The 23,774-nt window shown below is 74.7% G+C and carries 19 protein-coding genes, 1 pseudogene and 1 riboswitch; of the genes and pseudogenes, 8 read left to right on the top strand and 12 right to left on the bottom strand.

Annotated elements, in window-relative coordinates:
- Positions 1–35: 35 nt before the first annotated feature.
- The 7 genes and pseudogenes from AB0F68_RS05490 to AB0F68_RS05460 all read right to left on the bottom strand — a co-directional run.
- Positions 36–602, bottom strand: a pseudogene (locus AB0F68_RS05490) (SIS domain-containing protein); the annotation flags it as partial.
- Complete coding sequence (locus AB0F68_RS05485; protein ID WP_357333146.1) at positions 602–1,819, bottom strand: glycosyltransferase; 1,218 nt, start codon at positions 1,817–1,819, stop codon at positions 602–604. The gene AB0F68_RS05485 and the pseudogene AB0F68_RS05490, both read right to left, overlap by 1 nt.
- Complete coding sequence (locus tag AB0F68_RS05480) at positions 1,804–2,778, bottom strand: glycosyltransferase (protein WP_357333145.1); 975 nt, start codon at positions 2,776–2,778, stop codon at positions 1,804–1,806. Before AB0F68_RS05480 ends, AB0F68_RS05485 begins: the two co-directional genes overlap by 16 nt.
- 53 nt (positions 2,779–2,831) lie before the next feature.
- The gene (locus AB0F68_RS05475; protein ID WP_357333144.1) at positions 2,832–4,409 is read right to left on the bottom strand and encodes an HAD-IIIA family hydrolase; all 1,578 of its coding nucleotides are present in this window, start codon (positions 4,407–4,409) and stop codon (positions 2,832–2,834) included.
- A 35-nt stretch (positions 4,410–4,444) separates the two neighbouring features.
- Positions 4,445–5,479 carry a glycosyltransferase gene (locus AB0F68_RS05470; RefSeq protein WP_357333143.1) on the bottom strand — a complete coding sequence of 345 codons (1,035 nt, stop codon included), beginning with the start codon at positions 5,477–5,479 and terminating at the stop codon, positions 4,445–4,447.
- Positions 5,476–7,128, bottom strand: a complete 1,653-nt coding sequence (locus AB0F68_RS05465) for a carbamoyltransferase C-terminal domain-containing protein (protein WP_357333142.1) — start codon at positions 7,126–7,128, stop codon at positions 5,476–5,478. The genes AB0F68_RS05470 and AB0F68_RS05465 overlap by 4 nt, the downstream gene beginning before the upstream one ends.
- A 126-nt stretch (positions 7,129–7,254) precedes the next feature.
- Positions 7,255–8,463 (bottom strand): globin domain-containing protein, encoded by a 1,209-nt coding sequence (locus tag AB0F68_RS05460; RefSeq protein ID WP_357333141.1) that lies wholly within the window; start codon positions 8,461–8,463, stop codon positions 7,255–7,257.
- A 161-nt stretch (positions 8,464–8,624) separates the two neighbouring features.
- Here AB0F68_RS05460 and AB0F68_RS05455 point away from each other — a divergent pair, with 161 nt between their 5' ends.
- Entirely contained in the window at positions 8,625–9,062 is a 438-nt protein-coding gene (locus tag AB0F68_RS05455; protein WP_357333140.1) for an Rrf2 family transcriptional regulator, read from the top strand.
- Complete coding sequence (locus tag AB0F68_RS05450) at positions 9,062–9,694, top strand: methyltransferase domain-containing protein (RefSeq protein ID WP_357333139.1); 633 nt, start codon at positions 9,062–9,064, stop codon at positions 9,692–9,694. Before AB0F68_RS05455 ends, AB0F68_RS05450 begins: the two co-directional genes overlap by 1 nt.
- Positions 9,695–9,743: 49 nt before the next feature.
- Here AB0F68_RS05450 and AB0F68_RS05445 read toward each other — a convergent pair whose 3' ends face one another.
- Positions 9,744–11,000, bottom strand: coding sequence for a hypothetical protein (locus AB0F68_RS05445; protein ID WP_357333138.1), 1,257 nt, complete (start codon positions 10,998–11,000; stop codon positions 9,744–9,746).
- Positions 11,001–11,313: 313 nt separating this feature from the next.
- On the opposite strand from AB0F68_RS05445, the gene AB0F68_RS05440 reads away from it, so the two are divergent.
- Positions 11,314–13,371 carry a DNA topoisomerase IV subunit B gene (locus AB0F68_RS05440; protein WP_357333137.1) on the top strand — a complete coding sequence of 686 codons (2,058 nt, stop codon included), beginning with the start codon at positions 11,314–11,316 and terminating at the stop codon, positions 13,369–13,371.
- Between the two features lie 31 nt (positions 13,372–13,402).
- Positions 13,403–15,892: a DNA topoisomerase (ATP-hydrolyzing) gene (locus tag AB0F68_RS05435; RefSeq protein WP_357333136.1), complete on the top strand. Its 2,490-nt coding sequence runs from the start codon at positions 13,403–13,405 to the stop codon at positions 15,890–15,892.
- Between the two features lie 141 nt (positions 15,893–16,033).
- Here the strand turns inward: AB0F68_RS05435 and AB0F68_RS05430 are convergent, their stop codons facing one another.
- The 3 genes from AB0F68_RS05430 to AB0F68_RS05420 form a co-directional block, all read right to left on the bottom strand.
- Positions 16,034–17,371 (bottom strand): solute carrier family 23 protein, encoded by a 1,338-nt coding sequence (locus tag AB0F68_RS05430; RefSeq protein ID WP_357333135.1) that lies wholly within the window; start codon positions 17,369–17,371, stop codon positions 16,034–16,036.
- A 96-nt stretch (positions 17,372–17,467) separates the two neighbouring features.
- A complete protein-coding gene (locus tag AB0F68_RS05425; RefSeq protein ID WP_357333134.1) occupies positions 17,468–18,106 on the bottom strand; it encodes an alpha-ketoglutarate-dependent dioxygenase AlkB in 639 nt (212 codons plus the stop codon).
- A gap of 40 nt (positions 18,107–18,146) precedes the next feature.
- A complete protein-coding gene (locus tag AB0F68_RS05420) occupies positions 18,147–18,305 on the bottom strand; it encodes a hypothetical protein (protein ID WP_357333133.1) in 159 nt (52 codons plus the stop codon).
- Between the two features lie 46 nt (positions 18,306–18,351).
- On the opposite strand from AB0F68_RS05420, the gene AB0F68_RS05415 reads away from it, so the two are divergent.
- The 4 genes from AB0F68_RS05415 to AB0F68_RS05400 all read left to right on the top strand — a co-directional run bounded on the left by AB0F68_RS05415 (position 18,352) and on the right by AB0F68_RS05400 (position 22,060).
- Entirely contained in the window at positions 18,352–18,723 is a 372-nt protein-coding gene (locus tag AB0F68_RS05415) for a hypothetical protein (protein ID WP_357333132.1), read from the top strand.
- 162 nt (positions 18,724–18,885) lie between these two features.
- The gene (locus AB0F68_RS05410; RefSeq protein ID WP_357333131.1) at positions 18,886–19,683 is read left to right on the top strand and encodes a hypothetical protein; all 798 of its coding nucleotides are present in this window, start codon (positions 18,886–18,888) and stop codon (positions 19,681–19,683) included.
- A gap of 330 nt (positions 19,684–20,013) precedes the next feature.
- A riboswitch (cyclic di-AMP (ydaO/yuaA leader) is annotated at positions 20,014–20,155 on the top strand.
- Positions 20,156–20,369: 214 nt separating this feature from the next.
- Entirely contained in the window at positions 20,370–21,200 is an 831-nt protein-coding gene (locus AB0F68_RS05405; RefSeq protein ID WP_357333130.1) for a C39 family peptidase, read from the top strand.
- A gap of 107 nt (positions 21,201–21,307) precedes the next feature.
- Positions 21,308–22,060 (top strand): alpha/beta fold hydrolase, encoded by a 753-nt coding sequence (locus AB0F68_RS05400; RefSeq protein ID WP_357333129.1) that lies wholly within the window; start codon positions 21,308–21,310, stop codon positions 22,058–22,060.
- A 7-nt stretch (positions 22,061–22,067) separates the two neighbouring features.
- Here the strand turns inward: AB0F68_RS05400 and AB0F68_RS05395 are convergent, their stop codons facing one another.
- The gene (locus AB0F68_RS05395) at positions 22,068–23,762 is read right to left on the bottom strand and encodes a CDP-glycerol glycerophosphotransferase family protein (RefSeq protein ID WP_357333128.1); all 1,695 of its coding nucleotides are present in this window, start codon (positions 23,760–23,762) and stop codon (positions 22,068–22,070) included.
- Between the last annotated feature and the right edge of the window lie 12 nt (positions 23,763–23,774).

Genomic DNA, 23,774 nt, shown 5'->3' with positions numbered 1-23,774 from the left:
GCCGGGACGGACGCGGTCGGGAGTTGCCGGATCAGCGGCAGCGCCTGGTCGACGTACTCGCAGAGCAGGTGCGTGGACACCAGGTGCAGCTCCTGCACGACCTGGCTGTCCGGGGACGGCACGGCGAGCACGTCGTGGCAGGACCCGGCGAGCGGGTTGGGGGCGGGGCCGGTGAAGGCCCAGCAGCGCAGGCCGGTGTCGTGGCCGGCTCGGGCGGCGGTGAGGAGGTTGGTGCTGGTGCCGCTGGTGGACATGAGCAGGAGGATGTCGTGGGGTCGGCCGTGGGCGCGGACCTGGCGGGCGAAGACCTCGTCGTAGCCGTAGTCGTTGCCGATGGCGGTGAGGGCGGAGGTTTCGGCGTGCAGGGCGATGGCGGAGAGGGGTTCGCGGTCGTCGCGGAGTTTGCCGACGAGTTCGGCGGTGAGGTGCTGGGCTTCGGCGGCGCTGCCGCCGTTGCCGGCCACCAGCAGCCGCCCGCCCCGGGCCAGGGTCCAGGCCAGCTCGGTTCCCCAGGCCGCCAGCCGCTCGGCCTCCCGCCGGTACGGCAGCAGCGCCGCGGCCAGCCCGGAGAGGTGGGCGTCGAGGGTGTCGTGGTGGGTCATCAGGCCACCGCCGGCGCGGGCCGGGACACCGTGGTCAGCGCGGCGTAGACCGCGCCGAGTTGTTCGGCGCAGCGCTTCCAGGAGTACCGGCTGCGGATCCGGTCCAGCGCGGCCGTGGCGTACGCGAAGCGGCGGACCTTGTCGGTCAGCAACCGGCGCAGCGCGGTGCCGAGTGCGCGGGGATCGCGCGGCGGCACCAGCTCACCGGTGAGCCCGTCCACGACGGTGTCCGCGATGCCGCCCACGTTGGTGCCGATCACCGGCACGCCGCAGGCCATCCCCTCCAGCGGGGTGAGCCCGAACGGCTCGTACCAGGGGGCGGCGACCAGCACGTCCGCCGAGCGGTACCAGGCGCCCATCTCCTCGCGCGGCACCGCGCCGACCAGCTTCACCCGGTCGGCCACGCCGCACGACTCGGCCAGCGCGGACAGCCGCCGGGCGAACGAGTCGGCGGGGAGCAGGTCGGCCGGCGGGCCGCCGACCACCACGCACTCGGTGTCCGGCACCGCGGGCAGCGCCCGGACCACGTCCAGGAAGCCCTTGCGCTCGACCATCCGGCCGACGGTGAGGATGCGCGGGCGGGCCGGGTCGCGCGGGGCGACCCTGCCGTCGGGGCGGAACACCGCCTGGTTGACGCCGGACGGGACGAGCGCCATCCGGGAGCGGGGCACGCCCATCCGGACCAGCTCCCGGACCTCGTCCTCGCACTGCACGATCACCCGGTCGACCGCTCGGCCGAGCGCCCGCTCGTAGCCGATCCGCCCTGGTGGACTGGTGTCCTTCGCGCCCTGGTGCCGGCGCTTGACCGTGCCGAGCGCGTGGTACGTCAGCACGGTCGGCACCCCGGTCCGCCGGCCGGCGTGCACCGTGGCCAGCCCGCTCATCCAGAAGTGCGCGTGCGCCACGTCTGGGGTCCAGCCGCCGTGCCGCCAGGTGTCCGCCAGCCAGCTGCCGAACTCGCCCATGTACGGCAGCAGTTCGTCCTTCGGCACCCGATGCGCCGGGCCGGCCGGCACGTGGCACACCTGATAGCCGTCCGGGGTGGACACCGCCTCGGGGAGGGTGGTGGAGTCCCGGCGGGTGTAGACGCGGACGTCGTGTCCCTCGCCGACCAGCGCGGACGCGAGCTCCGCCACATGGGTGTTCTGACCGCCGGCGTCCTCCTCGCCGAGGACGGCGAGCGGGCTGGCATGCTCCGAAATCATCGCGATGCGCATGTCTCCTCCTCCATGATCCGGTCCCAGTCGGCGAGGAACCGGTCGAGCCCGAAGCGTTCCTTCGTCACCTCGCGTGCCCGCGCCCCCAGCCGGTACGCGGCGTCGCGGTCCTCGGCGAGCCAGCGGGCCGCCTCGACCAGCGTGTCCACGCGGGTGGAGAGGACCCCCGCGTCGGGCGGCACGGCGTCCACGGCCTCGGTGGTGGCCAGCGCGACCACCGGCATGCCGATGGTCATGGCCTCGATCAGGCTCAGCCCGAGCGACGTCCAGCGGCACAGGTGCAGGTAGGCCCGCCGCCGGGCCACCTCGGCGTGCATCCGGTCCTGCGGCAGGTCGTCGTGGGTGGCCAGGCGCTCCGCCGGCAGGCCGAGCCGGTCGGGCAGGCCGTCCACCCCCATCCCGAACACGTCCAGCGGGGCGACCGCGGCGAAGCGGGGCATCAGGTCGGTGCCGGTGACCCGCCAGCGGCGGACCGGCTCGTTGGTGACCACGGCGAGGCGGTCCAGCTCGCCGGTCCACTCCACCCTCGGCGGCACGATGCCGTGCTCGACGACCGCGGTGCGGGTGCCGCCGTTGTCCCAGAACAGCTCGTTGAAGTGGGTCACGTGGGTGAGCAGCAGGTCGTCCCGGTCGGCCATCGGGTGGCGGGTGTTCGGCACGTCGCCCTTCGGGGTGTTGTGCTCGACGTAGACGGCCGGCACGTCCCGGCCGGGCCGGCGGCCCAGCCACCGCTCGGCCAGCTCCAGCTCCTCGGGCCGTTGCAGGACGACCAGGTCGACCTCCGCCCGTCCCAGCTCCTCCGGGGTCACCTCGACGGCCTTCTCCGGCCAGGCGTAGGTACGCGCCCGACCCAGCCCGTACGGGCCGCGGTCGGGCGTGACCGGCACCAGGTACCGATGTCTCCCGTGCACGAACGACGTCGTCCAGGAGCCGTGCACGTGCCACAGCAGAACGTTCATCTCTCTCCTCGTCGGCGACTGTGCGGGGGGCGGGGGCGGGGTGGGGGTGGGGGTCAGCCGGGGGCGAGCAGGCGGACGGCGGCGACCACCCGGGCCGGGTCGACGCCGCTCAGGCAGGGGTGCCCGGCGACCGGGCAGCGGGCCGCCCGGGTGTCCCGGCAGGCCGCTCCGGCGTCGCCGAGCCGGACCGTCGGCACCCGGTAGGGCGCCCACTGTCCGAACGGGACGGTCGGGGCGAAGAGGCTGACCACCGGGGTGCCGACGGCGGCGGCGAGGTGGGCCGGCCCGGTGTTGCCGACCACCAGGCAGCGGGCCCCGGCGACGATCCGGGCCAGCCCGGCCAGGTCGGTCGCCCCGCCGAGGTCGGTGCCGCCGGCGGCGGCGACCCGGGCGGTCAGTTCCCGTTCCCCGGGCCCGCCGGTGACCAGCACGCGGTGCCCGTCGGCCGCGAGGGCGGCCACGATCTCGGCGCAGCGCTCGGGCGGGCAGGCCCGGGCCGGCGCCGACGAGCCGGGGTGCACCACCAGGTAGCCGCCGGCGGGCAGGTCGACGGAGCGCGCGGGCAGGTCGGCGCGGAGCCGCAGCACCGGCTCGTCGCCCGCCGGCAGCGCGAAGCCGGCCGCGGCGGCCAGGGAGAGCGCCCGCTCCGGTTCGGGGACCCCGACCGGCACCCGGTGCCGGACGTCCAGCAGGGAGCCGGGGTAGTCGTCGCTGATCGCGCTGATCCGGGGGACGCCGGCCATCCGCAGCAGCAGGGCGAGGGGAAGCGGCGACTGGTGGAAGGAGGTGAAGACGACCGCCTCGTCGGCCCCCACCGCGGCCAGCCGGGCGGTGAGCCGGCGCATGTCCTCGGGGTCGACCGGCTCGGGGGACCCGTCGATCCAGGGCAGCCGCCACTCGATCAGCTCGTCGACGCCGGGCAGCAGCTCCGCCGCCGCCCGGCCGCGTGGCCCGCAGAGCAGCACCACCCGTTCCGCCCCGGCCGCCACCGCGCGGATGCCGGGGCCGGTGACCAGCACGTCCCCGGCCGAGTCGCTGCGCACCACCAGCACCGTGCCGGCCCGGCCGGTACGCGGCGCCACCGGCCGTACCGCCCGGTCCCGGCGCAGGATCTCGTCCGCCGCGCCGGGCAGGTCCAGGGCGACGGTCGGCGCCTCGGCGACCTCCTCGGGGCGGGTGACCGGGGTGGGCACCAGGATCCCGGTGGCGCCGGCGGCGAGCGCGGCGGCCATGTCGCGGCCGATGTCGCCGACCAGCACGCAACGCCGGGGCGCGGTGCCGAGCGCCCGCGCGGCCTCGTGCACCAGCCCGGGGGCCGGCTTGCGACAGGCGCAGCCGTCGGCGTCGTCGTGCGGGCAGATCGCCCAGTGGTCGAAGGGGCCCAGCAGCTCCTCGATCCGGGCGTGCACCGCGTGCATCTGCGCCTCGGTGAAGTAGCCCCGCGCCAGCCCGGACTGGTTGGTCACCACGCCCAGCCGGAGTCCGGCCGCGCGCAGCCGGTCCAGCGCCGCCCGGGCCCCGGGCAGTGGCCGGACCTTCTCCGGGTCGCCGTTGTAGGGCACGTCCTCGACCAGGGTGCCGTCGCGGTCGAGCAGCACCGCGTCGTAGAGGGCGGGACCGGACGGATTCATGGGTGGACAGTTGCCCTGCGACAAGGAAGTAAACATCACCTTCCCGCCCCTGGGTCAGGGGCGGCGACGAGCGCCCCGGCGGGAACGGCGCGGGCACGCCACCAGCCGCGTACCCAGTGGACGACCGCCAGCGGCGGGATGAGCGCGCTGGTCACCAGCATGGTGGCGACCTCGTCGGGGGTGCGCGGGCCGGGCGCGACGCGGGCCCGGGTGAACTCGGCGGTGCCGGCCGCCCAGCCGAGCGCGGCCAGGCCGCCGACGGCGCCGAGGGCCCACCGGGCGCGGGCGGAGCGGAGGGAAGCGGCGCGCACCGTCGCGGCGGCCAGGGCCAGCGCACCGGCCGTGGCGACCGCCAGGTGCCGGGGCCGCCGCCCCGGCGGCAGGCCGAGGTCGGTGCGCCAGGCCGGGCCGTAGAGCCGGCGGAGCAGCGCGTCGTCGGCGTTGCCGCGCTGGGTGCGCAGGCTGATCCAGCGACTCTCCGGGCGGACCGGGTGGGTCACCCGACGGTGACCGCGGACCAGGTCCCAGCCGGCGCGCCGGACCCGGTGGGCCAGCTCGGCGTCCTCCCGGTAGGCGCGCGGGAAGCGCTCGTCGAACCCGCCCACGGCGGCGAGGGCCGCCCGGCGGTAGGCCATGTCCGCGGTGATCCACTTTCCCTCGGCCAGGCCGGCGGTGCCGCGTTCCCAGTCGGTGGGGCGCCGGTGCGCGGGCAGCGGCACGTCCACCACGCCCTGCACCCCGCCGATCCCGCCGGCCACCGCGAGGTCCTCGCGCAGCCGTCGGACCCAGTCCGGCGCCGGCACGACGTCGTCGTCGAGGAAGACCACCCACTCGCCGCGGGCGGCCCGCCAGCCCAGGTTGCGGGCCGCCGCCGGGCCCGCGCCGCGTCCGGTCAGCACCTTCGTGTACGCCGCCAGCGCCCCCGGCACCGCCAGTTCCCCGGTGTCGTCGCGCCGGTCGTCGACCAGCAGCAGTTCGGCTCCGGGCAGCTCGTCGAGCTGGTCGGCCAGGGCGTCCAGCAGGGTGGCCAGGCTCGGCCGCCCCAGCGTGGGCACCACGACGCTGATCACCGGGCACCACCGAGCCCTCGGCGGTGCACCGCGAACGGCCCGAGGGCGAGCAGATCCACCGGGGCGGAGCCGAACAGCTCCATGGCCTCGCGCGGGGTGTCCACCATGGGCCGCCCGGCGGTGTTCAGCGAGGTGTTCACCACCACCGGCAGCCCGGTGCGCCGCTCGAACTCGGCCAGCAGCTCGGCCACCACCGGCTCGGATTCCGCGTGCACGGTCTGCACCCGGGCGGTCCCGTCGACGTGGGTGACCGCCGGGATCCGATCCCGCCAGTCGGGCTTCACCCGGTGCACGAAGAGCATGTACGGGCTGGGGTAGACCCCCTCGAAGATCTCCGCGAAGCGTTCCGCGCGGACCATCGGGGCGATCGGCCGGAACTGCTCGCGGCCCTTGACGTCGTTCATCCGGCGGGTGGTGTCCGGGTCGCCGGGATGGGCCAGCAGCGACCGGTGGCCGAGCGCCCGCGGGCCGTACTCGCTGCGCCCCTGGTACCAGGCGACGATGCCGTTGTCGGCGAGCACCCGCGCCGCCTCGGCGGCGATCGACGCCGGCCGGGTGTACGGCAACGCCGCCCGGCGCAGCTCCGCCTCCAGCTCCTCCTCCGACCAGCCCCGGCCGAGGTCCGCGCCGGTCATCGGGGTGGACCGGTCGCCCAGCTCGCCGGCCACGTGCAGGGCCGCGCCGAGCGCGGTGCCCGCGTCGCCGGCCGCCGGTTGCACCCAGACGTCCCGGTACGGCCCCTCGGCCGCGATCCGCGCGTTGGCCACGCAGTTCAGCGCCACCCCGCCGGCCATGGCCAGGGTGGTGGCGGCGCCGGAGGCGTCGTACAGCCAGCGGGACAGGTCGAGGATGACCTCCTCCAGCCGGGCCTGCACGCTGGACGCCAGGTCGGCGTGCTCCTCGGCCAGCTCGCCGCCGGCCGCGACCGCCTTGGCCATGCTCGTCCAGTCGATCCGCTCGACCTGGAATCCGCCGTCGTCGGTGACCCGCACCAGCTCGCGGAGCATGCCCAGGTGCTTCGGCCGGCCGTAGGAGGCCAGCGCCATCACCTTGTACTCGTCGCTGGAGTGCAGGAAGCCGAGGTGCCGGGTGAGGTCCTCGTAGAGCAGGCCCAGCGAGTGGGGGAGCTGCTGCGAGTACAGCGGGGACAGCCGTCCGTCCCGGTAGACGCCGGCCAGGTGGCTGGCCACCTCACCGCGGCCGTCGAGCACCAGCACGGCGGTGTCGTCGCCGGCCGGTGGGGCGGCCAGGCCGGCGGAGGCCGCGTGCGCGACGTGGTGGGGCACGAACCGCACCCTGTCCGGGTCGAGCCCGGGCAGGGCGGCGGCGAGGAACTGCGGGGCCCGCCGGGCGTAGTCGACCCGCAGCCAGTCCCAGGGGTCGCTGAGGCCCAGCTCAGCGGCGTCGCGGCAGAGGCCGGGGTCGAAGGAGTACGCCACCGCGTCGAGGCTGTCCACGTCGATCCCCGCGCTGGCCAGGCACCACGCGGCGGAGAGCTCGGGCAGCTCCCAGGCGGAGAACGGGACCGGGCGCTTGCCGTGCTTGCGGCGGCTGAACCGTTCCTCTTCGGCGGCGGCCACCACCCGGCCGTCGACCACCAGGGCGGCCGCGGGGTCGTGGAAGACCGCGTTGATTCCAAGGACGCGCATGAGTGGTCCCTACCCTGGCGACCACGGCCTAACCTGTAGATCATCGACTTCTCCGAGGAGCCGAATCTCCGTTGTGGAGTTTCCTGAGTCGGGACCAAAGCCCCCGGTCGCCGCGGTCGGCGAGCCTCAGCGCAGCATGCCCGGACCGAACACCTCGTACGCGATCCGCTCGGCCGGTACGCCCCGGCGCAGCAGGCCGCCCCGGACCAGGGCCATGAACGGCACCGGCCCGCACAGGTGCACGTACGCGCCGGGGGCGAGCGGGACCAGCGCCGGGTCGACGAGCCCCTCGGCGATCTCCGCCTTGACCCCGGCCAGTTCGCCGCCGGCCGTGTCCTCGTACCAGAGGCAAACCGACAGGTTCGGCAGCCGCTCCTGGAGCGCGGGCAGTTCGCGGCGCAGCGCGTGCGCGGCTCCGGTCCGGTCCGCGTGCACCAGCGTCACCGGCCGCTCGGGCTCGGTGGCCGCCAGGTGCGCCAGCGCCGACATGGCCGGGGTCAGCCCGATGCCGGCGCTGACCAGCAGCAGCGGCTGCCCGTCGCCGAGCGCGCTGACCTCGCCGAACGGCGGGCTGAGCCGGAGCGTTTCGCCGACGGCGACGCGCTCGTGCAGGAAACCGGAGACCATGCCGTCGGGCGCGCCGGCGGTGGCGCGTACCCGCTTCACGGTGATCCGCCAGTGGTCGGCGCCGGGCCGGCCGGAGAGGCTGTACTGCCGGATCTGCTGGCCACGACCGCCGTCCAGGTCGACCGCGACGGAGGTGTACTGGCCGGCGGTGAAGCCGGGCACCGGACCGCCGTCGGCCGGGACCAGGGTGAAGGACACCACCTCCGGGGTCTCCGCGGTCTTCCCCGTGACCCGCCACTCGCGCCACACCGAGCCGTTCTCCGGCACCCCGGCCTCGGTGTAGAGGCGCGCCTCCCGGGCGATCAGCTCGCAGGCCAGCAGCCAGTACACCTCGTCCCAGGCCGCCGCGACCTCGGGGGTGACCGCCTCGCCGAGCACCTCGGCCACCGCGGCCATCAGATGCCGGCCGACGATCGTGTACTGGGTGGCGGTGATCCCCAGGGAGACGTGCTTGTGCGCGATCCGGTCCAGGATCGGCCCCCACGGCATCCCGCTGCCCCCGGTCAGGTGCTCGGCGTACGCGACCACGGCGCCGGCCAGCGCCGCCTTCTGCGTGCCGGTGGCCTGGTTGCTCCGGTTGAAGATGTTCAGGAGCTCCGGGTGGGCGGCGAACATGCGCTGGTAGAACCGGCCGGTGATCGCCTCGCCGTGGGCCTGTACGGCGGGCAGGGTCGCCGTCACCACCGCTGCTGAGGATTCCGAAAGCACGACTACTCCTTGTGGCGTCGAACGGGTCGATCACCACTGAACAGGAGTCCGAGATTCGCCTTCAGGGTCGAAGGTCCCGGGACCGGCGTGGTGTGGATCACCGCCCCGAACGGCCTGGTCGGCCCGTGTCGCGCCGAGCGCGCGCTGGCTAGGGTCGAGGCGTGAAGCTCAACCGGTCGACCGACATGGCCCTGCGGATCGCCATGCTGACCGCCGCGTCCCCGGCCCGGACCACCGTGGACGAGCTCGCCACCCAGCTCGCGCTGCCGCGCAGCCACGTGGCCAAGGTGGTGCAGCGGTTGCAACGGCTCGGCGTGCTGGTCACCATCCGGGGCCGCTCCGGCGGGGTGTCCTTCGCCGAGCCCGCCGGGGAGTTGACCGTCGGCCACGTGGTCCGGGCCTTCGAGGGCAACGACGAGGTGGTCAACTGCGAGCAGCCGTCCTGCCCGCTGGTCGCCGGCTGCCGGCTGCGCGGCCAACTGCGTCGCGCCCAGGCCGCCTTCCTCGCCGTGCTCGACGGGGTACGCCTCGGCGACCTGGTCGACGGCGCCGCCGGTCCCCTGCTGCTCACCCTCAGCGCTGCGGAGGCCCGTGCCTGATGGCCGTCTCGCATCCGATCTTCGCCCGGGTCTTCGCCCGGGCCAGCGTCGTCATGGACCGGGCCGGCGCCGCCGCGCACCGGCGCCGGCTGGTGGCCGGGCTGCGCGGCCGGGTGGTCGAGGTGGGGGCCGGCAACGGGCGGAACCTCCCGCACTATCCGCCGACCGTGACCGGGGTGCTCGCCGTGGAGCCGGAGTCCCGGTTGCGCGACATCGTCCGGGCCGCCGCGCCCGCCGCGCCGGTGCCGGTGACCGTCGCCGCCGGCCTGGCCGAGGCGCTGCCGGTCGCCGACGCGAGCGCCGACGCGGTGGTGCTGTCGCTGGTGCTCTGCTCGGTGCCCGACCAGGCGGCGGCGCTGCGCGAGGCGCGCCGGGTCCTGCGCCCGGGCGGAGAACTCCGCTTCTACGAGCACGTCGTCGCGGAGACCCCGGGGCTGCGCCGGGCCCAGCGCCTGGCGGACGCCACGCTCTGGCCGCTCTGCTGCGCCGGCTGCCACACCGCCCGGGACACCGTGGCGGCGATCCGGGCGGCCGGCTTCACCGTGACCGAGCTGGACCGGTTCCGCTTCCCGCCGACGGGGATGCCGGGACCGGCGTCGCCGCACGTGCTCGGCCGGGCCGTCGGTCCCTGACCGCGACGAGGCGCGCCGGGCTTCGGGACGCCTCGCGGCTGGCGGCGGGTCAGCCCACCGTGACCGTGCCGTCCGGGGCGCGGACGCAGGACACCGCCCGGGCGCCGGTCGCGGCGGCCCCGGTCAGGCAGCGGCCCAGCACCCGATGGCCGGCGGCGCTCGGGTGCCAGGACTCCTGGCAGGTCTGGAAGTACGTGCCGCAGGCGTTCGCGATCCGCTGGATGTCGAGCTTGTCGTAGCCGGAGAGGCTGGTCACGAAGACGCCGGTCGGGCCATCCATCAGCCGGATCGGGGTGGCCAGGGCGTTGCCCGGGCTGCCCGCCGACTCGCAGAGCCGGGCGCCGTCGAAGGCGCGCTGCACGTTGAGGTAGACCAGGTCGTCCTGCGGGAACTCGGCCGCAAGGGTGCTCCGCACGGCGTTGACCAGGGTGCCGAGGCCCTGCGAGAAGCGCTGGCCCGGCGCCAGGCTGCCCCGGTGGATCGGGCAGCCGGCCGCGTACCGCTCGGCGCCGAGGGCGCGGAACTTGTCCCGGGTGTCGTCCCGGTCGTCCTCGGTCCAGTAGACCGAGGCCAGGTCGGCGGGGAGCGGGTTGGTGTAGTCCTGGAACACCACCCGGTGCTGGCCGTCGGCATCGACCTGGTCGAGGGTGGTGAGCAGCTGCCGGACCGCCGCCGTGGTCTCGGCGGTCGCGGCGCTGAACTGCGCGGCGGTGGCCAGGTCGGCGTCCGTGCACGGCTCCTGCTCGACCGGCCCGCCGAGGTACGCCCAGAACTCCCACCAGCCGGTCCAGGCGTCGGCGATGAACCGGTTGGCGCACTTCTCCGCCACGCTGCCGAAGGTGAACGAGCTGTTGTTCGAGCCGAGGCCGACCAGCACCAGGTCGATGTCGTGGGTGCTCGCCACCGCCCGGAGCTGGTCGAGCTGGGCGCTGACCTGCCGGCCCTTGGTCCGGGTGGCGGAGGCGGCGGCGATGTCGTAGGGCTGCCCGCCCGAGCAGGCCAGGTTGAACCGGGCCGCGATGCCCGGCAGGTCGGCCTGGAACAGCGAGGCGTTCGGCGAGCGGTGGCAGAAGTAGGCGTTGTTGTTCGGCGCCGACCAGCCGGGGAAGCCCTGGGCCACCCCGTTGACGTCGACCACCGGCGCGTACGCTCCGGCGCCCTCGCCGCTGATGAAGCTGTCGCCCAGCGCCACCGCGGCGGTGGGCAGGGCGGCGGCGGCGGGTCCGGCGGGCGCCACGGCGGCCGGCAGCGCCACCGCGGCGACGGCCAGCGCCGTCGCGAGCGCGGCACGACGGAACACGGACATGGCCCGACCCCCTCACACATCGAAATGTGAAAGATTCTTCGAGGAGGCGATCAGACCACGCTCGTGTGACGCCCGTCAATGGACGGACGTCCGGGCGGCCGCTGCCGGAACCCCGGCCGGGAAGACAGCGGCGGGGCCCGTCGTTGTCGTCCACGGACGCCTCCTCGCCACCGGCCGCGCCGCACCGCACCGGGTGCCACGGGTCTGTCGGAGCGCCGGGCTAGGCTCGCTCCGGCGCGCCGCGCCTGGCGATCGACGTGGGGGATCGCACGGTGAGCGGCACCACACCGCCGAGACCTGGGAGTACGACCAGTTGACCGCACAGCCTGAGACCCTGTATGGGGCCGACGACCTGACGCACCTGGAGGGCCTGGACGCCGTCCGGAAGCGCCCCGGCATGTACATCGGCTCGACCGACAGCCGTGGCGTGGGTCACCTCGTCAACGAGATCCTCGACAACTCGACCGACGAGGGTGTCGCGGGTCACGCCACCAAGGTCGACGTGATCCTGCACGCCGACGGCTCGGTGCGGGTCGACGACGACGGTCGCGGCATCCCGACCGACGTGCACGCCAAGTCCGGCATCTCCGGCGTCGAGCTGGTGCTGACCCGGCTGCACGCGGGCGGCAAGTTCGGCGGCTCCGGCTACAAGACCTCCGGCGGCCTGCACGGCGTGGGCGCCTCGGCGGTCAACGCGCTCTCCCGGCGGTTCGACGTCACCGTCCGCCGCGGCGGCAAGGTCCACTCGATGTCGTTCCGGCACGGCGTACCCGGGATCTTCGACGGCGACGGCCCGGACGCGCCGTTCACCCCCGGCCCCGGCCTGCAGGTCGTCGGCGCCATGAAGCGCGGCCAGCGCACCGGCACCTCCATCCGCTGGTGGCACGACCCGCGCTACTTCGAGACGGGCGCGGCCCTCGACACCGAGGCGGTCCGGCTCAAGCTGCGCAACACCGCCTTCCTGGTGCCGGGCGTGGCCTACCGGCTGCGCGACGAGACCGGCGAGAAGGTCGTCGAGGAGAGCTTCCACTTCCCCGACGGCCTCACCGACATGGTGGAAAACCTGGCCCCGGCCGGCGACCGCCCGGTCTCGGGCACCCTGCTGGTCACCGGCGAGGGGACCTACCGGGAGAACGCCGCCGACGCCAACGGTGTCATGCAGTCCAACGTGCAGCGCCGGGCCGAGGTCGAGGTGGCTTTCCGCTGGGGCACCGGCTACGAGCGCACCGTCGAGTGCTTCACCAACACCATCCGCAACGCCCACGGCGGCACCCACCGCAAGGGCTTCGAGCGGGCCCTGGCCCGGACCCTCGCCGAGGCCGCGCGCAACACCCGCGGCCTGCTCAAGCCCAAGGAGGACGCGCCCACCCTGGACGACGTCCTGGAGGGCATGACGGCCGTGGTGCACGTGCGGATCCCGGAGCCGCAGTTCACCTCGCAGACCAAGGACGAGCTCTCCACCGCCGGCATCACCAAGGTGCTCCAGGGCCTGGTCGAGGCGCACCTCAAGGCGTGGCTGGAGGACCGGAAGACCAAGGCCGAGGCCCGGACGGTGCTCCAGAAGATCGTCGACGCGGCCCGGGTCCGGCTGACCCAGAAGCAGCAGAAGGACGCCGCCCGGCGCAAGACCGCCCTGGAGGGCGCGTCGATGCCGGCCAAGCTGGTCGACTGCCGCGCCACCGGGGTGGAGCGCAGCGAGCTGTTCATCGTGGAGGGTGACAGCGCGCTCGGCACCAGCCGGATGGCCCGCTCCTCGGAATACCAGGCCCTGCTGCCGATCCGCGGCAAGATCCTCAACGTGCAGAAGGCGAACCTCCAGCAGGTGCTGGACAACGCCGAGTGCGCGGCGATCGTGCAGGTGCTCGGCGCCGGTTCGGGGCGGACCTTCGACCTCTCCGCGCTGCGCTACGGCCGGGTGCTCATCATGGCCGACGCCGACGTGGACGGCGCGCACATCCGCACCCTGCTCATCACGCTCTTCGCCCGCTACATGCGGCCGCTGATCGAGGCGGGCCGGCTCTACGCGGCCATGCCGCCCCTGCACAAGATCACCACCAAGGGGCGCAACCCGCAGACCGTCTACACCTACACGCAGGCCGAGATGGAGGCGACGGTCCGCAAGCTGGAGAAGGCCGGCAAGCAGATCGTCACGCCGATCCCGCGGTTCAAGGGTCTCGGCGAGATGGACGCCGACGAACTCTGGGAGACCACCATGAACCCGGCCACCCGGGCGGTCCGCCGGATCACCCTCGACGACGTCGAGGCCGCCGAGCGGATCCTCGAACTGCTCATGGGGGAGAAGGTCGAGCCCCGCCGCAACTGGCTCATCGACTCGGCCGACCTGGTCGACCGCGACGCCATCGACGCCTGACCACCGGGTTCTTCGAAGGGAAAGCTGAACCATGGCACGCCGCAAGGACGACCGCGCGAAGGCGGACCTCTCCGCCTTCGACCAGGCCGGCGCCCGGGTCTTCGACAACCCGCTGGTAAACGAGGTGTCGGACTCCTACCTGGAGTACGCGTTCTCGGTCATCCACTCCCGGGCCCTGCCCGACGCGCGGGACGGGCTCAAGCCGGTGCACCGGCGCATCCTCTGGTCGATGCACGAGCAGGGCCACCGCCCCGACCGGGGCCACGTGAAGTCGGCCCGGATCGTCGGCGACGTGATGGGCAAGTACCACCCGCACGGCGACGCGGCGATCTACGACGCGATGGTCCGGCTCGCCCAGGACTTCTCGCTGAACGCGCCGCTGATCGACGGCCACGGCAACTTCGGCTCGCCCGACGACGGCCCGGCCGCCGCCCGCTACACCGAGGCCCGGATGTCCCGCGAGGCCATGCTGCTCGTCGGCGAGCTGGGCGAGGACACCGTCGACGTCGAGCCCAACTACGACGGCTCGCTGACCCAGCCCACCGTGCTGCCGGCGGCCTTCCCCAACCTGCTGGTCAACGGCGCGTCCGGGATCGCGGTCGGGATGGCCACCAACATGATCCCGCACAACCTGGCCGAGGTCGTCCAGGCGGCCCGCTGGCTGATCAACCACCCGGACGCCACGCTGGACAAGCTCATGGAGTTCGTCCCCGGCCCCGACCTGCCCACCGGCGGGCTGCTGCTCGGCCTGGACGAGGTGCGCCGGGCCTACGAGACCGGGCGCGGCGTGGTGCGGATGCGGGCCCGGGTGCAGACCGGCCCGCTGGAGGGCAGCCGGGGCCGGCAGGCCATCACGGTCACCGAGCTGCCCTACGGGGTCGGCGCGGAGAAGGTCATCGCCGCCATCACCAACGAGGTCAACAAGACCAAGCGGCTGACCGGCATCGCCGACGTCAAGGACCTCACCGACCGGGAGAACGGCACCCGGCTGGTCATCGAGTGCAAGGTCGGGGTCAACCCGCAGGCGCTGCTGGCCGACCTCTACCGGCTCACCCCGCTGGAGCAGTCCTTCGGCGTCAACAACCTGGTGCTGGTGGACGGCCAGCCGCAGACGCTGGGGCTCAAGGAGCTGCTGGAGGTCTTCCTCGCCCACCGCTACGAGGTGGTCACCCGGCGCAGCGCGTACCGCAAGCGCAAGCGCGAGGAGCGGCTGCACCTGGTCGACGGTCTGCTGATCGCCCTGCTCGACATCGACAAGGTGGTCCGGCTGATCCGGGCCAGTGAGGACGCCCAGGCCGCCAAGGACGGCCTGATGCAGAAGTTCAAGCTCTCCGAGGTCCAGGCCACCTACATCCTGGACACTCCGCTGCGCCGGCTGACGAAGTACGACCGGCTGGAGTTGGAGGCCGAGCAGGAGAAGCTGCGCGGTGAGATCGCCGAGCTGTCGAAGATCCTCGACGACCCGAAGGTGCTGCGGAAGCTGGTCTCCGACGAGCTGGCCGCCGTGGTCAAGCAGTTCGCCGCCGACCGCCGCACCACCCTGGTCGACGGCGACCTCAAGGAGGTCCTGGCCGCCTCCGTGCCGGCCGGCCCGCTGGAGGTCGCCGACGACCCCTGCCAGGTCATCCTCTCCGCCACTGGGCTGGTCGCCCGGACCGCGGCCGAGTCGGAGGAGGCCGCCGAGGCGCGCCGGCGCAGCGGCCGGGTCAAGCACGACGCCGTACGCGCGGTGGTGCACTCCACCGCCCGCGGCCGGGTGCTCCTGGTGACCAGCGCCGGGCGGGCCTTCAAGATCGACGTGTTGCCGCTGCCGGTGCTGCCCGAGCAGTCCGGCACGGTGTCGCTGCGCGGCGGCATGTCCGCCGCCGAACTGGTGCCGCTGGAGCCCGGCGAGACGGTCGTCGGGCTGGCCCCGCTCGGCCCGTCCGCCGAGGGCTCACCCGGGCTGGCGCTCGGCACCCGGCAGGGCGTGGTGAAGGTCTGCGCGCCCGAGTGGCCGGTCCGCTCGGACGAGTTCGAGGTGATCTCGCTGCGCGACGGCGACGAGGTCGTCGGGGCGACCTGGCTCACCGACGGGGCGGAGACGCTGGCGTTCGTCTCCTCGGAGGCGTCGCTGCTGCGCTTCGCCGCGTCCGTGGTGCGGCCGCAGGGCATCAAGGGCGGCGGCATGGCCGGCATCAACCTGCCGGCCGGGGCGCGGGTGGTCTTCTTCGGCGCGATCCGCACCGACGACCCGGGTCACGGTGAGCCGATGGTGGTCACCTCGACCGGCGCCACGGTCAAGGTGACGCCGTTCAAGGCGTACCCGGCGAAGGGGCGGGCGACCGGGGGCGTGCGCGCCCAGCGGCTCCTCAAGGGCGAGCTGGACCTGGCCGTGGCCTGGATCGGCGCGCGCCCGGTCGGCGCCACCGCCACCGGCGACCCGGTCGAGCTGCCCCCGGCCGACCCCCGCCGCGACGGCTCCGGCTTCGCGGTCATGCTCGGCCCCACGGTCATCGGCCACCAGATCGACCGCGACTGACCCTGACTGAAGGGGCCCCGCGGCTGCGCCGCGGGGCCCCTTCCGCACGTCCCACCCGCCCACCGCCGTCGAGCATGAAGTTGACGGCGCGGAACCGGGCAGTTCGCACCGCCAGCCTCATGATCAACGGCGCTGGCGGGGTCAGAGTTCGGGTTCGGGGCCCTGGCGGGAGGCGGGGGTGGTGCCGCGGAGGTGGGCGATCAGGCGCATGCCGTGGTGGATGACCAGGGCGGCGGCGGTGCCCAGGGCGATCCCGTTGAAGGAGAGGTCGCCCGCGGTGAGGGTGTAGTTGGCGGCGCCGACGATCACCGCGACCGCGGCCGTCATCAGGTTGACCGGGTCGTGGAAGTCCACCCGGTTCTCGATCCAGATCCGGGCGCCGAGCACGGCGATCAGGCCGTACAGGGCCGTGGTGGCGCCGCCCAGCACGCCGGCCGGCACGGTGAGGATCAGCGCGCCGAACTTCGGGCAGAGCCCGAGCAGCACCGCGGCGAACCCGGCCACCCAGTACGCGGCCGTCGAGTAGACCCGGGTCGCCGCCATCACGCCGATGTTCTCCGCGTACGTGGTGGTGCCGGAGCCGCCGCCGGCGCCGGCCAGCACGGTGGCGACGCCGTCACCGAGGAACGCGCGGCCCATGTCCCGGTCCAGGTTCCGCCCCGTCATCGCGGCGACAGCCTTGACGTGCCCGGCGTTCTCCGCGATCAGCACCAGGATCACCGGGATGACCAGCACCACGGCCCGCAGGCCGAAGCTCGGCGCGTGGAACTGCGGCAGCCCCACCCAGGCGGCCTCCTTCAGCGTGGTCACCGCCTTCGCGTCGAGTTGGCCGAGCAGCGCCGCCAGCACCCAGCCGACCACCACGCCGACCAGGATCGACAGCCGGGCCAGGAAGCCGCGGAAGAGCACCGTGGTGACCAGGATCGCGACCAGGGTGATCACCGCGATCAGCGGCTGGGCCTTCACCCCGGTGCCGCTGCCGCCGCCGTCCCAGGCAACCGGGGCCAGGTTGAGCCCGATCAGGGCCACGATCGCGCCGGTCACCACCGGCGGCATGAGGGCGTCGATCCAGCGTGCCCCGGCCAGTTGCACCACCACGCCGACCAGCGCGAGCACCGCGCCGGCCACCAGGATGCCGCCGAGCGCCGCGCCGATGCCGCCGTCGGTCTTGGCGGCCAGCACCGGGGCGATGAAGGCGAACGACGACCCCAGGTACGAGGGCAGCCGGTTGCGGGTGATGAGCAGGAACAGCAGCGTGCCCAGCCCGGAGAAGAAGAGCGTGGTGGCCGGCGGGAAGCCGGTGATCAGCGGCACCGTGAAGGTGGCGCCGAACATGGCGACCACGTGCTGCACGCCGACACCGACGGTGCGGGGCCAGGAGAGCCGCTCGTCGGGGTGGACCACGTCGCCGGGCGTGACGGCACGGCCGTCGCCGTGCAGGGCCCAGGGGGACCGGCGGGAGGTGGGGGACTGGGTCATGGGTCGCCCTTCGCGTCGTCAGGTGACGGGGGCGTGATCGACCCTGAGAGTTGTTTCTAGCATGCCGCCGGCCCCGGCCTCGGGGCCGGCTCGGCGTCAGGCCACGCCGGCGGGGCGGAACTGGACGCTGACCCGGGGGCCGACCGGCCGCGCCGTCTTCGGGATCGCGTGCTCCCAGGTGCGCTGGCAGGAGCCGCCCATCACCACCAGGTCGCCGTGGCCGAGCGGGAAGCGCAGGCTGGTCCCGCCGCCGCCCCGGGGGCGCAGCAGCAGCGGCCGGGGCGAGCCGAACGAGACGATGGCCACCATGGTGTCGGTGTGCGCGGAGCGGCCCTGGGTGTCACCGTGCCAGGCCACGCTGTCCCGGCCGTCCCGGTAGAGGCACATGCCCGCGGTCACGAAGGGCTCGCCCAGCTCGGCGGCGTAGTGCCGGGTGAGCGTGTCGCGCGCCGCGGTGAGCACCGGGTGGGGCAGCGGCCGCCCGGCGCCGTACCAGCAGAGCAGGCGGGGGACGTCGACCTCGGCGTCGTACATGGTGCGGCGCTCGGCCCGCCACGGCACCTCGTGCAGCAGCGTGTCGAGCACCGCGTCGGAGCCCGCCACCCAGCCGGGCAGGTGGTCGACCCAGGCGCCCCGGCTCAGCTCGTGCCGACGGAGCCGGCCGGCGAGCGGACCCAGCGTCGGGCCCTGCTCGGCGAAGTCGAGCATCGAGGGCTGGTACGCGACGTCGGACACCCGCCGATCCTACCCCGCCGATCGAACAGGCGTACGAGGATCAGCGCTTCAGCAGTCGACGGACCGGGCCGCGGACGGCCTGCTTGATCCGCTCGCGCAGCGGGGCGACCCGGGCCGAGCCGGCCCCGACCTCGCGGCACCCCGCGCCCGGCGGCTCGTCCACCCTGGCCGGTGCCGCGCTTCCGGGGCGGTGCGACACGCCCGGCGACGGTGCGATGTGGTGGCATCGGCGGTAGTTTGTACCCGTGCTGCCGATCGCGCTCACCTGTCCCTTGTGGTGGGTGGCGCGCTGGACCGCCCGGATGCTGGCCAGCCTGGCCGTGCTCGTCGCCTGCTCGTTCGGCGCGGCGACGCTGCCGATCGGCGGGGCCGCCACCGCACCGGTGGCACCTACCGTGGCGGCCTCCGTCGATGGCCTGGCCCTCCGGGCCGTTGCCGTCGAGGCTGCCCCCAGGATCCTCCGGGATGACGAGGCCGTCGACCGGCCGGCCGTGTCGGCCGGTGGGCTGGGGTCGGTGGGGGCGCTCCGGGCCATGACCCGCCCGGCCGACCGGCCGCTCGTTCTGGCCGGGCTGGTCCCGGCGACCGTCGGCTCCCGGGCCCCGCCCGCGGGCTGACGCCCCCGTGGGCCATCGGCCCGCGCCCGCCGCACCCACCGAACCTCACCCCCGCACCCGCCCGTCGGCGGCCCGGCGGCACCCTTTCCCCGGTGCGCCCCCGCCGCTCCCACGGGTCGTGCGGACACCTCTCCGCCACGTTCTCTCTGTGAGGTGCCGACCATGCCGCAGACCGTTCTTTATCACTTCCTGACCGAGGTCCCCGAGGCCGCCGCGATCTGGTCGGCCCTGCTCGTGCTCGCCCTCGGGGTGCTCGCCGTGCTGGTCGCCCGCCCGGAACGGGACGACGGGTCCGACCCGGCTCCCGACCCCGCTGCCGAGGAGGCCGCCCGCCGGGCCGATCTGCTCCGGTACGCCGACGAGGTGGCGGTGGCCGCCGCCGGCGCCGCCCAGACCGCCCGCCGGCGGCGGGAGCAGTGGCTGACCGTCCAGGACGAGGCCGAGCGGGCCTGGCGGGCGTACGACGAGGCCGAGGCGGCCGCCCGCCGATTCGCCGGCGCCGCCGCCCTGCCCGCGCCGCACACCCCGCGCACGCCGGCCGAGTACGCGGCCCGGGAGCGCTGGCTGCACCACGCCGCGATGACGGCGCACTGGCGGGGCTACCTGACCGCCCGGCAACTCGCCGACGTGCTGGCCCACCGCAACGGGTGGGACCCGCGCCGGCACCCGGCCGAGCAGGAGATCGTCCTGGCCCGGGCGGTACGCGAGGGCCGTCGGGCCGGCTGGGCGGCGGCCGCCGAGCGGGAGCGGCGGGCCTGGCGGGACGCCGAGTCGGCCGCCGAGGCGGCCCGCACCCTGGCCGCCGAGGCGTACGCGGCGACCGCCGCGCTCCGCCCCGCCCGCGCCGACGAGGCCGCGGCACCGGTGAAGGGGCGGGACGAGGCGGCGACGGTGCGGATCCCGGTCCAGGGGTCGGCCGCCGTGTCCGGCGCGCGCTGGCGCCCCGCCCGGGTCGGCTGACGCCTGGCCCGATCCGGCTCGCACCCACGGGATCTCGGCCGAATCGTTACCCGAATTCCGTGAGCCCGGTCACCCGTCCGCCGGAAACGGTCATCGAGGTCAGGCCGGCCTATTGGCCCCGCAATTCCAGGGCAGGTCGCCACCGGATGTCCGCTTTCCGCCGGACGGTGCCGCCGTAACTGCTCGTCCCATTGAGTGAAGTCAGTGACCGACTGTTCCGATATCCGTAGTGGTGCACGAGGTTTAAGCAGGTGGGAGCGCTTGGCAGGCGAGGTACCCACCGGTAGTGTCGGCGCGTCCGGAGCGGTTTTCGATCGCAAGTGGCGACGCCGCGCCGACCCGCCTAATCGTGCTTCCACGAACCGGGGACCCACAGCAACACCGGGGTGAATCCGCGGGCCACGGCCTGCGGTAGGGCGTACTTCCCGCCCGAATCCGTCAGCTAACCCGGTCGGCGGTCACGGAAGGAGTGCCATTCCCCGTGCTCACCACCCCCCGCTCGTCCCCCCGCCTCCACGGCATCCCGGTGCCGGCGCTCGCCTGACGGCGACCGACCCCGGCAACCGACCCGATCGCCCGGCCCCCGGGCGCTCCCTTTCCGCGGCAGACCCGCCCCGCCAACGCGCGTGAGTTCCTCCGCGCGTCGGGCCGGTGTGCGCCGCTCACGCACCGTGGAGGAAGAACCCGTGAAGCACCACCTGAAGCGCCAGCTGCGGCGCCTCGTGACCGAACGCCCGTACCAGATCCTCGCCGGCTCGGCCGTGGCACTCGTGCTGGCCGGCGGCACCGGCGCCGCCGTCGCCGCCACCGACGACGCCCCGGTCCGGGAGAACACCGCCGCCGTCGCCGAGCTGGGCTCCCGGCTCGGTGAGGTCGCCACCCGGGGTGAGGCCCGGGTCGCCGTCCCGTCGCCGTCCGCCTCGCCGAGCGCGTCGCCGTCGGTTGCGAAGTCCGCCGTCAAGGCGGCCAGCACCGACCCGGACACCACCCGCCCGGCCAAGCCGAAGCCGCCGTCAACCAAGGTGCTCGACTACGACTACGAGGCGCAGACCACCTACTGGAACTGCGGCCCGGCCGCGGTGCGGAACGCGCTCAGCGCGAGCGGCGTCGAGACCACTCAGGAGGCGATGGCCGGCCCCCTCGGCACCACCGAGAGCGGCACCAACTCCGCCGAGGACACCACCCGGGGCCTGAACCAGATGGTCAAGGGCAACCCGTACCGGACCCACATGTTCGGCGGCTCGGCGAGCCCGGCCGAGATGGACCAGCTCCAGGCTGACGTGGTCGAGGCGATCACCGACGGCCGGGGCGTGGTGGTCAACGTGGCCGGGGACGCCACCGACACCGACGGCGGCTGGCACTCGTTCCCGGGCGGCCACTACATCGCGGTGGTCGGCTACAAGAACGACGGCCGGACCGTGCGGATCGCCGACTCGGCGAACCCGGCGCTGCCGGCGTACTGGATTACCACGATCGACCTGGCGAACTGGGCGGCCACCCGCGGCTACTCCGCCTGATCGAACCCCTCCCGTCGGGCACCGGCTCCTCCGAGCCGGTGCCCGACGTCGTCGCGCCGGCTGTCCGCTCTCGCGCATGCTGTCCGTCCGGTGGCACACTGCGCCCTATGGGCGACGCGACGGGTACCCGCCATCTGCTGCTTCTGCACGGCATGGGCGCCACCGGTGAGGTGTGGCTGCCGTGGGCGCCGCTGCTGGAGCGCCACTGGGCGGGGCGCTGGCTCGCCCCCGACCTGGCCGGCCACGGCTGGTCGCCGCCGCTGTCCGCGTACTCCTTCGAGGAGCTGGCCCGTCGGGTGCTCGAAGGGCTCGGCCCGGTGGCCGAGCGGCTCGGCCCCCGCGACCGGCTCGTGCTGCTCGGGCACTCGCTCGGCGGGGTGGTGGCGCTGGCGCTGGCCGCCCGGTCACGGCGCCTGCCGGTCGACGCGGTGGTCGGGCTCGGCATCAAGGCCGTCTGGTCCCCGGCCGACCTGGAGAAGGCCCGCGAGCTGGCCGCCCGCCCGGTGACCTGGTTCGCCACCCGGGACGAGGCGGCCCGGCGCTACCTGCGGGTCTTCGGGCTGGCCGGGCTGTTCGCCCCCGACCATCCCGTGGTGGAGGCGGGGCTGCGCCGCGAGGACGGCCGCTGGCGGCTGGCCATGGACCCGGCCGCCTTCGCGGTGGGCGAGCCCCGGCTGCCCGCGCTGCTCGCCGCCACCGACGTCCCGGTGCTGCTGGCCCGGGGCGAGCAGGACCCGATGGTGAGCGACGCGCACCTCAAGGAGCTGGGCGTCCCGGTCGCCACCCTGCCCGGGCTGGGCCACAACGCGCACGTCGAGGACCCGGCGGCGGTGCTCGCCCTCCTCGACCCGTACCTCTGAGCGCCGGTCAGGCGGTGGGGGAGAGCGGCGAGCCTTCCCGCGGGGCCGGCGCGGTCCAGTCCGCTGCGAGCTGCCGGCGGGCGGCGTCGAGGAACACCTCAGCGTACGAATCGGCCGGGAAGTCACCCAGGTAGCGGGTCCGGGTGGCCCAGCGGGCCGCCGCCTTCGGGTCGGTGTCCAGCAGCTCGGTGAGCACCTCGTCCACGTTGGACATGTCGCGGCGCAGCACGTAGCCGGAACCGGCCAGCGGGAACCGCTCGACGAAGTGCTCCCCGTCGACGCCCATGTCGGTGACCGCGTACGGCTTGCCGGAGTAGAGCCAGTCGGAGATCACCCCGGAGACGTCCGCGACCAGCGCGTCGGCGCGGTTGACGCACTCGGTGAGGGTCAGCTCGCGCCCGGCTGCCGCGCCCCACAGGTGCGCCCGGCCGGTCTTCGCCCGGTCGGCGGCGAGCAGCTCGGTGAGGCGGGCCAGCTGCCGCGCGGAGGCCGGGTTCTGCGCCGTGTACGGGTGCGCCCGCAGGATCACCGTCGCTCCGCGGTCGAGCAGCCGGCGGATCACCGTCTCGGCCACCGGCAGCGAGCAGTAGTTGGCGTCGGCGTGGTGCCCGGTCCAGGTGGGGGTGTAGAGCACCGTCGGGTGGGCCAGGCCGGGGGTCGGCTCCCGGCGTACCTCGATGGCCTCCACCTGGGGGCGGCCGACCACGACGAACTTCTCGGCGGGGATCTCGACGCCGGCCCGGGCGTACCGCTCGATGGCGGCCGGCCCGGCCACGAAGATCTTGTCGAAGATCGCCGAGACCGGGTTGGCGCTGGGCGCCTTGTCGCTGTCGCCGTGGTGCAACTGGACGTGGGTGAGCTGCGAGAAGCGGATGCAGTGGCTGTTCTTCGCGCCGTGGTTGACGTAGAAGGCCGCCCGCAGGCTCGGCACCAGCGCCTCGTCCATGGTCTTCAGCGTGGGGCAGAAGACGACCGGCGCGCGGGTCGCGGCGGCCACGGTGTGCAGGAACTCGGGCTCGCGCAGCAGCACCAGGAACGGCCGGCCGATCCGCTCCAGGTAGGGCAGCCACATGGTGACCTGGTACTCGGAGCCGGGCGGGGCGGAGAAGTAGAGCAGGAACTCGGGCTGGTGCCGGCGCAGCGCCCGGCCCACCGGGCCGCCGCCGGCCGGCGGCCGGAACCGGCGCCGGGCCAGGTCGAGGCCGACCGCGCCGCAGCCCGCCCCGACCAGCAGCGCGGCGGCCAGGGCCACCCAGGCGGGCAGGGCCAGGCCGGCGGCGAGCGCCACCAGGGCGAGCAGCACCAGCAGCGCGTCGCCGAGCCGGGCGGTGACCAGCGGGGTCCAGGACCGGACCGGCAGGTTGGCCGCCCGGATTTCCAGCGCGCCGGCGTCGCGCAGCGGCCCGACCAGCAGCACCAGGCCGAGCAGGACCAGTGCGGTGGCGGCCAGCGCCGGGTCGAAGCCGGCGTCCAGCCGGCGGGCGTAGCCGACCAGGATGCCGGCGGCGATCAGCACCGACTCGGCGAGGCCGTCGGCGGTCGGCCGGACCCGGCGCTCCCAGGCGGCGGCGGCCAGCCCGGCAACCGCGAGCGTCAGCCCCCACCCGGTGGCCCCGGTGAGCGCCACGACGAGGAAGGCCAGCACCGCCAGCCCGGTGGTCAGCACCCGGGCGAGCAGCTTCCGGACCAGGTCACCACGCATCTGGCTCGTGTC

Source organism: Micromonospora sp. NPDC023966 (genome assembly GCF_040639095.1).
Classification (GTDB): domain Bacteria; phylum Actinomycetota; class Actinomycetes; order Mycobacteriales; family Micromonosporaceae; genus Micromonospora.
The sequence above is the reverse complement of the archived record's forward strand: the minus strand, read 5'-3'. Positions and strand labels throughout refer to the sequence as shown.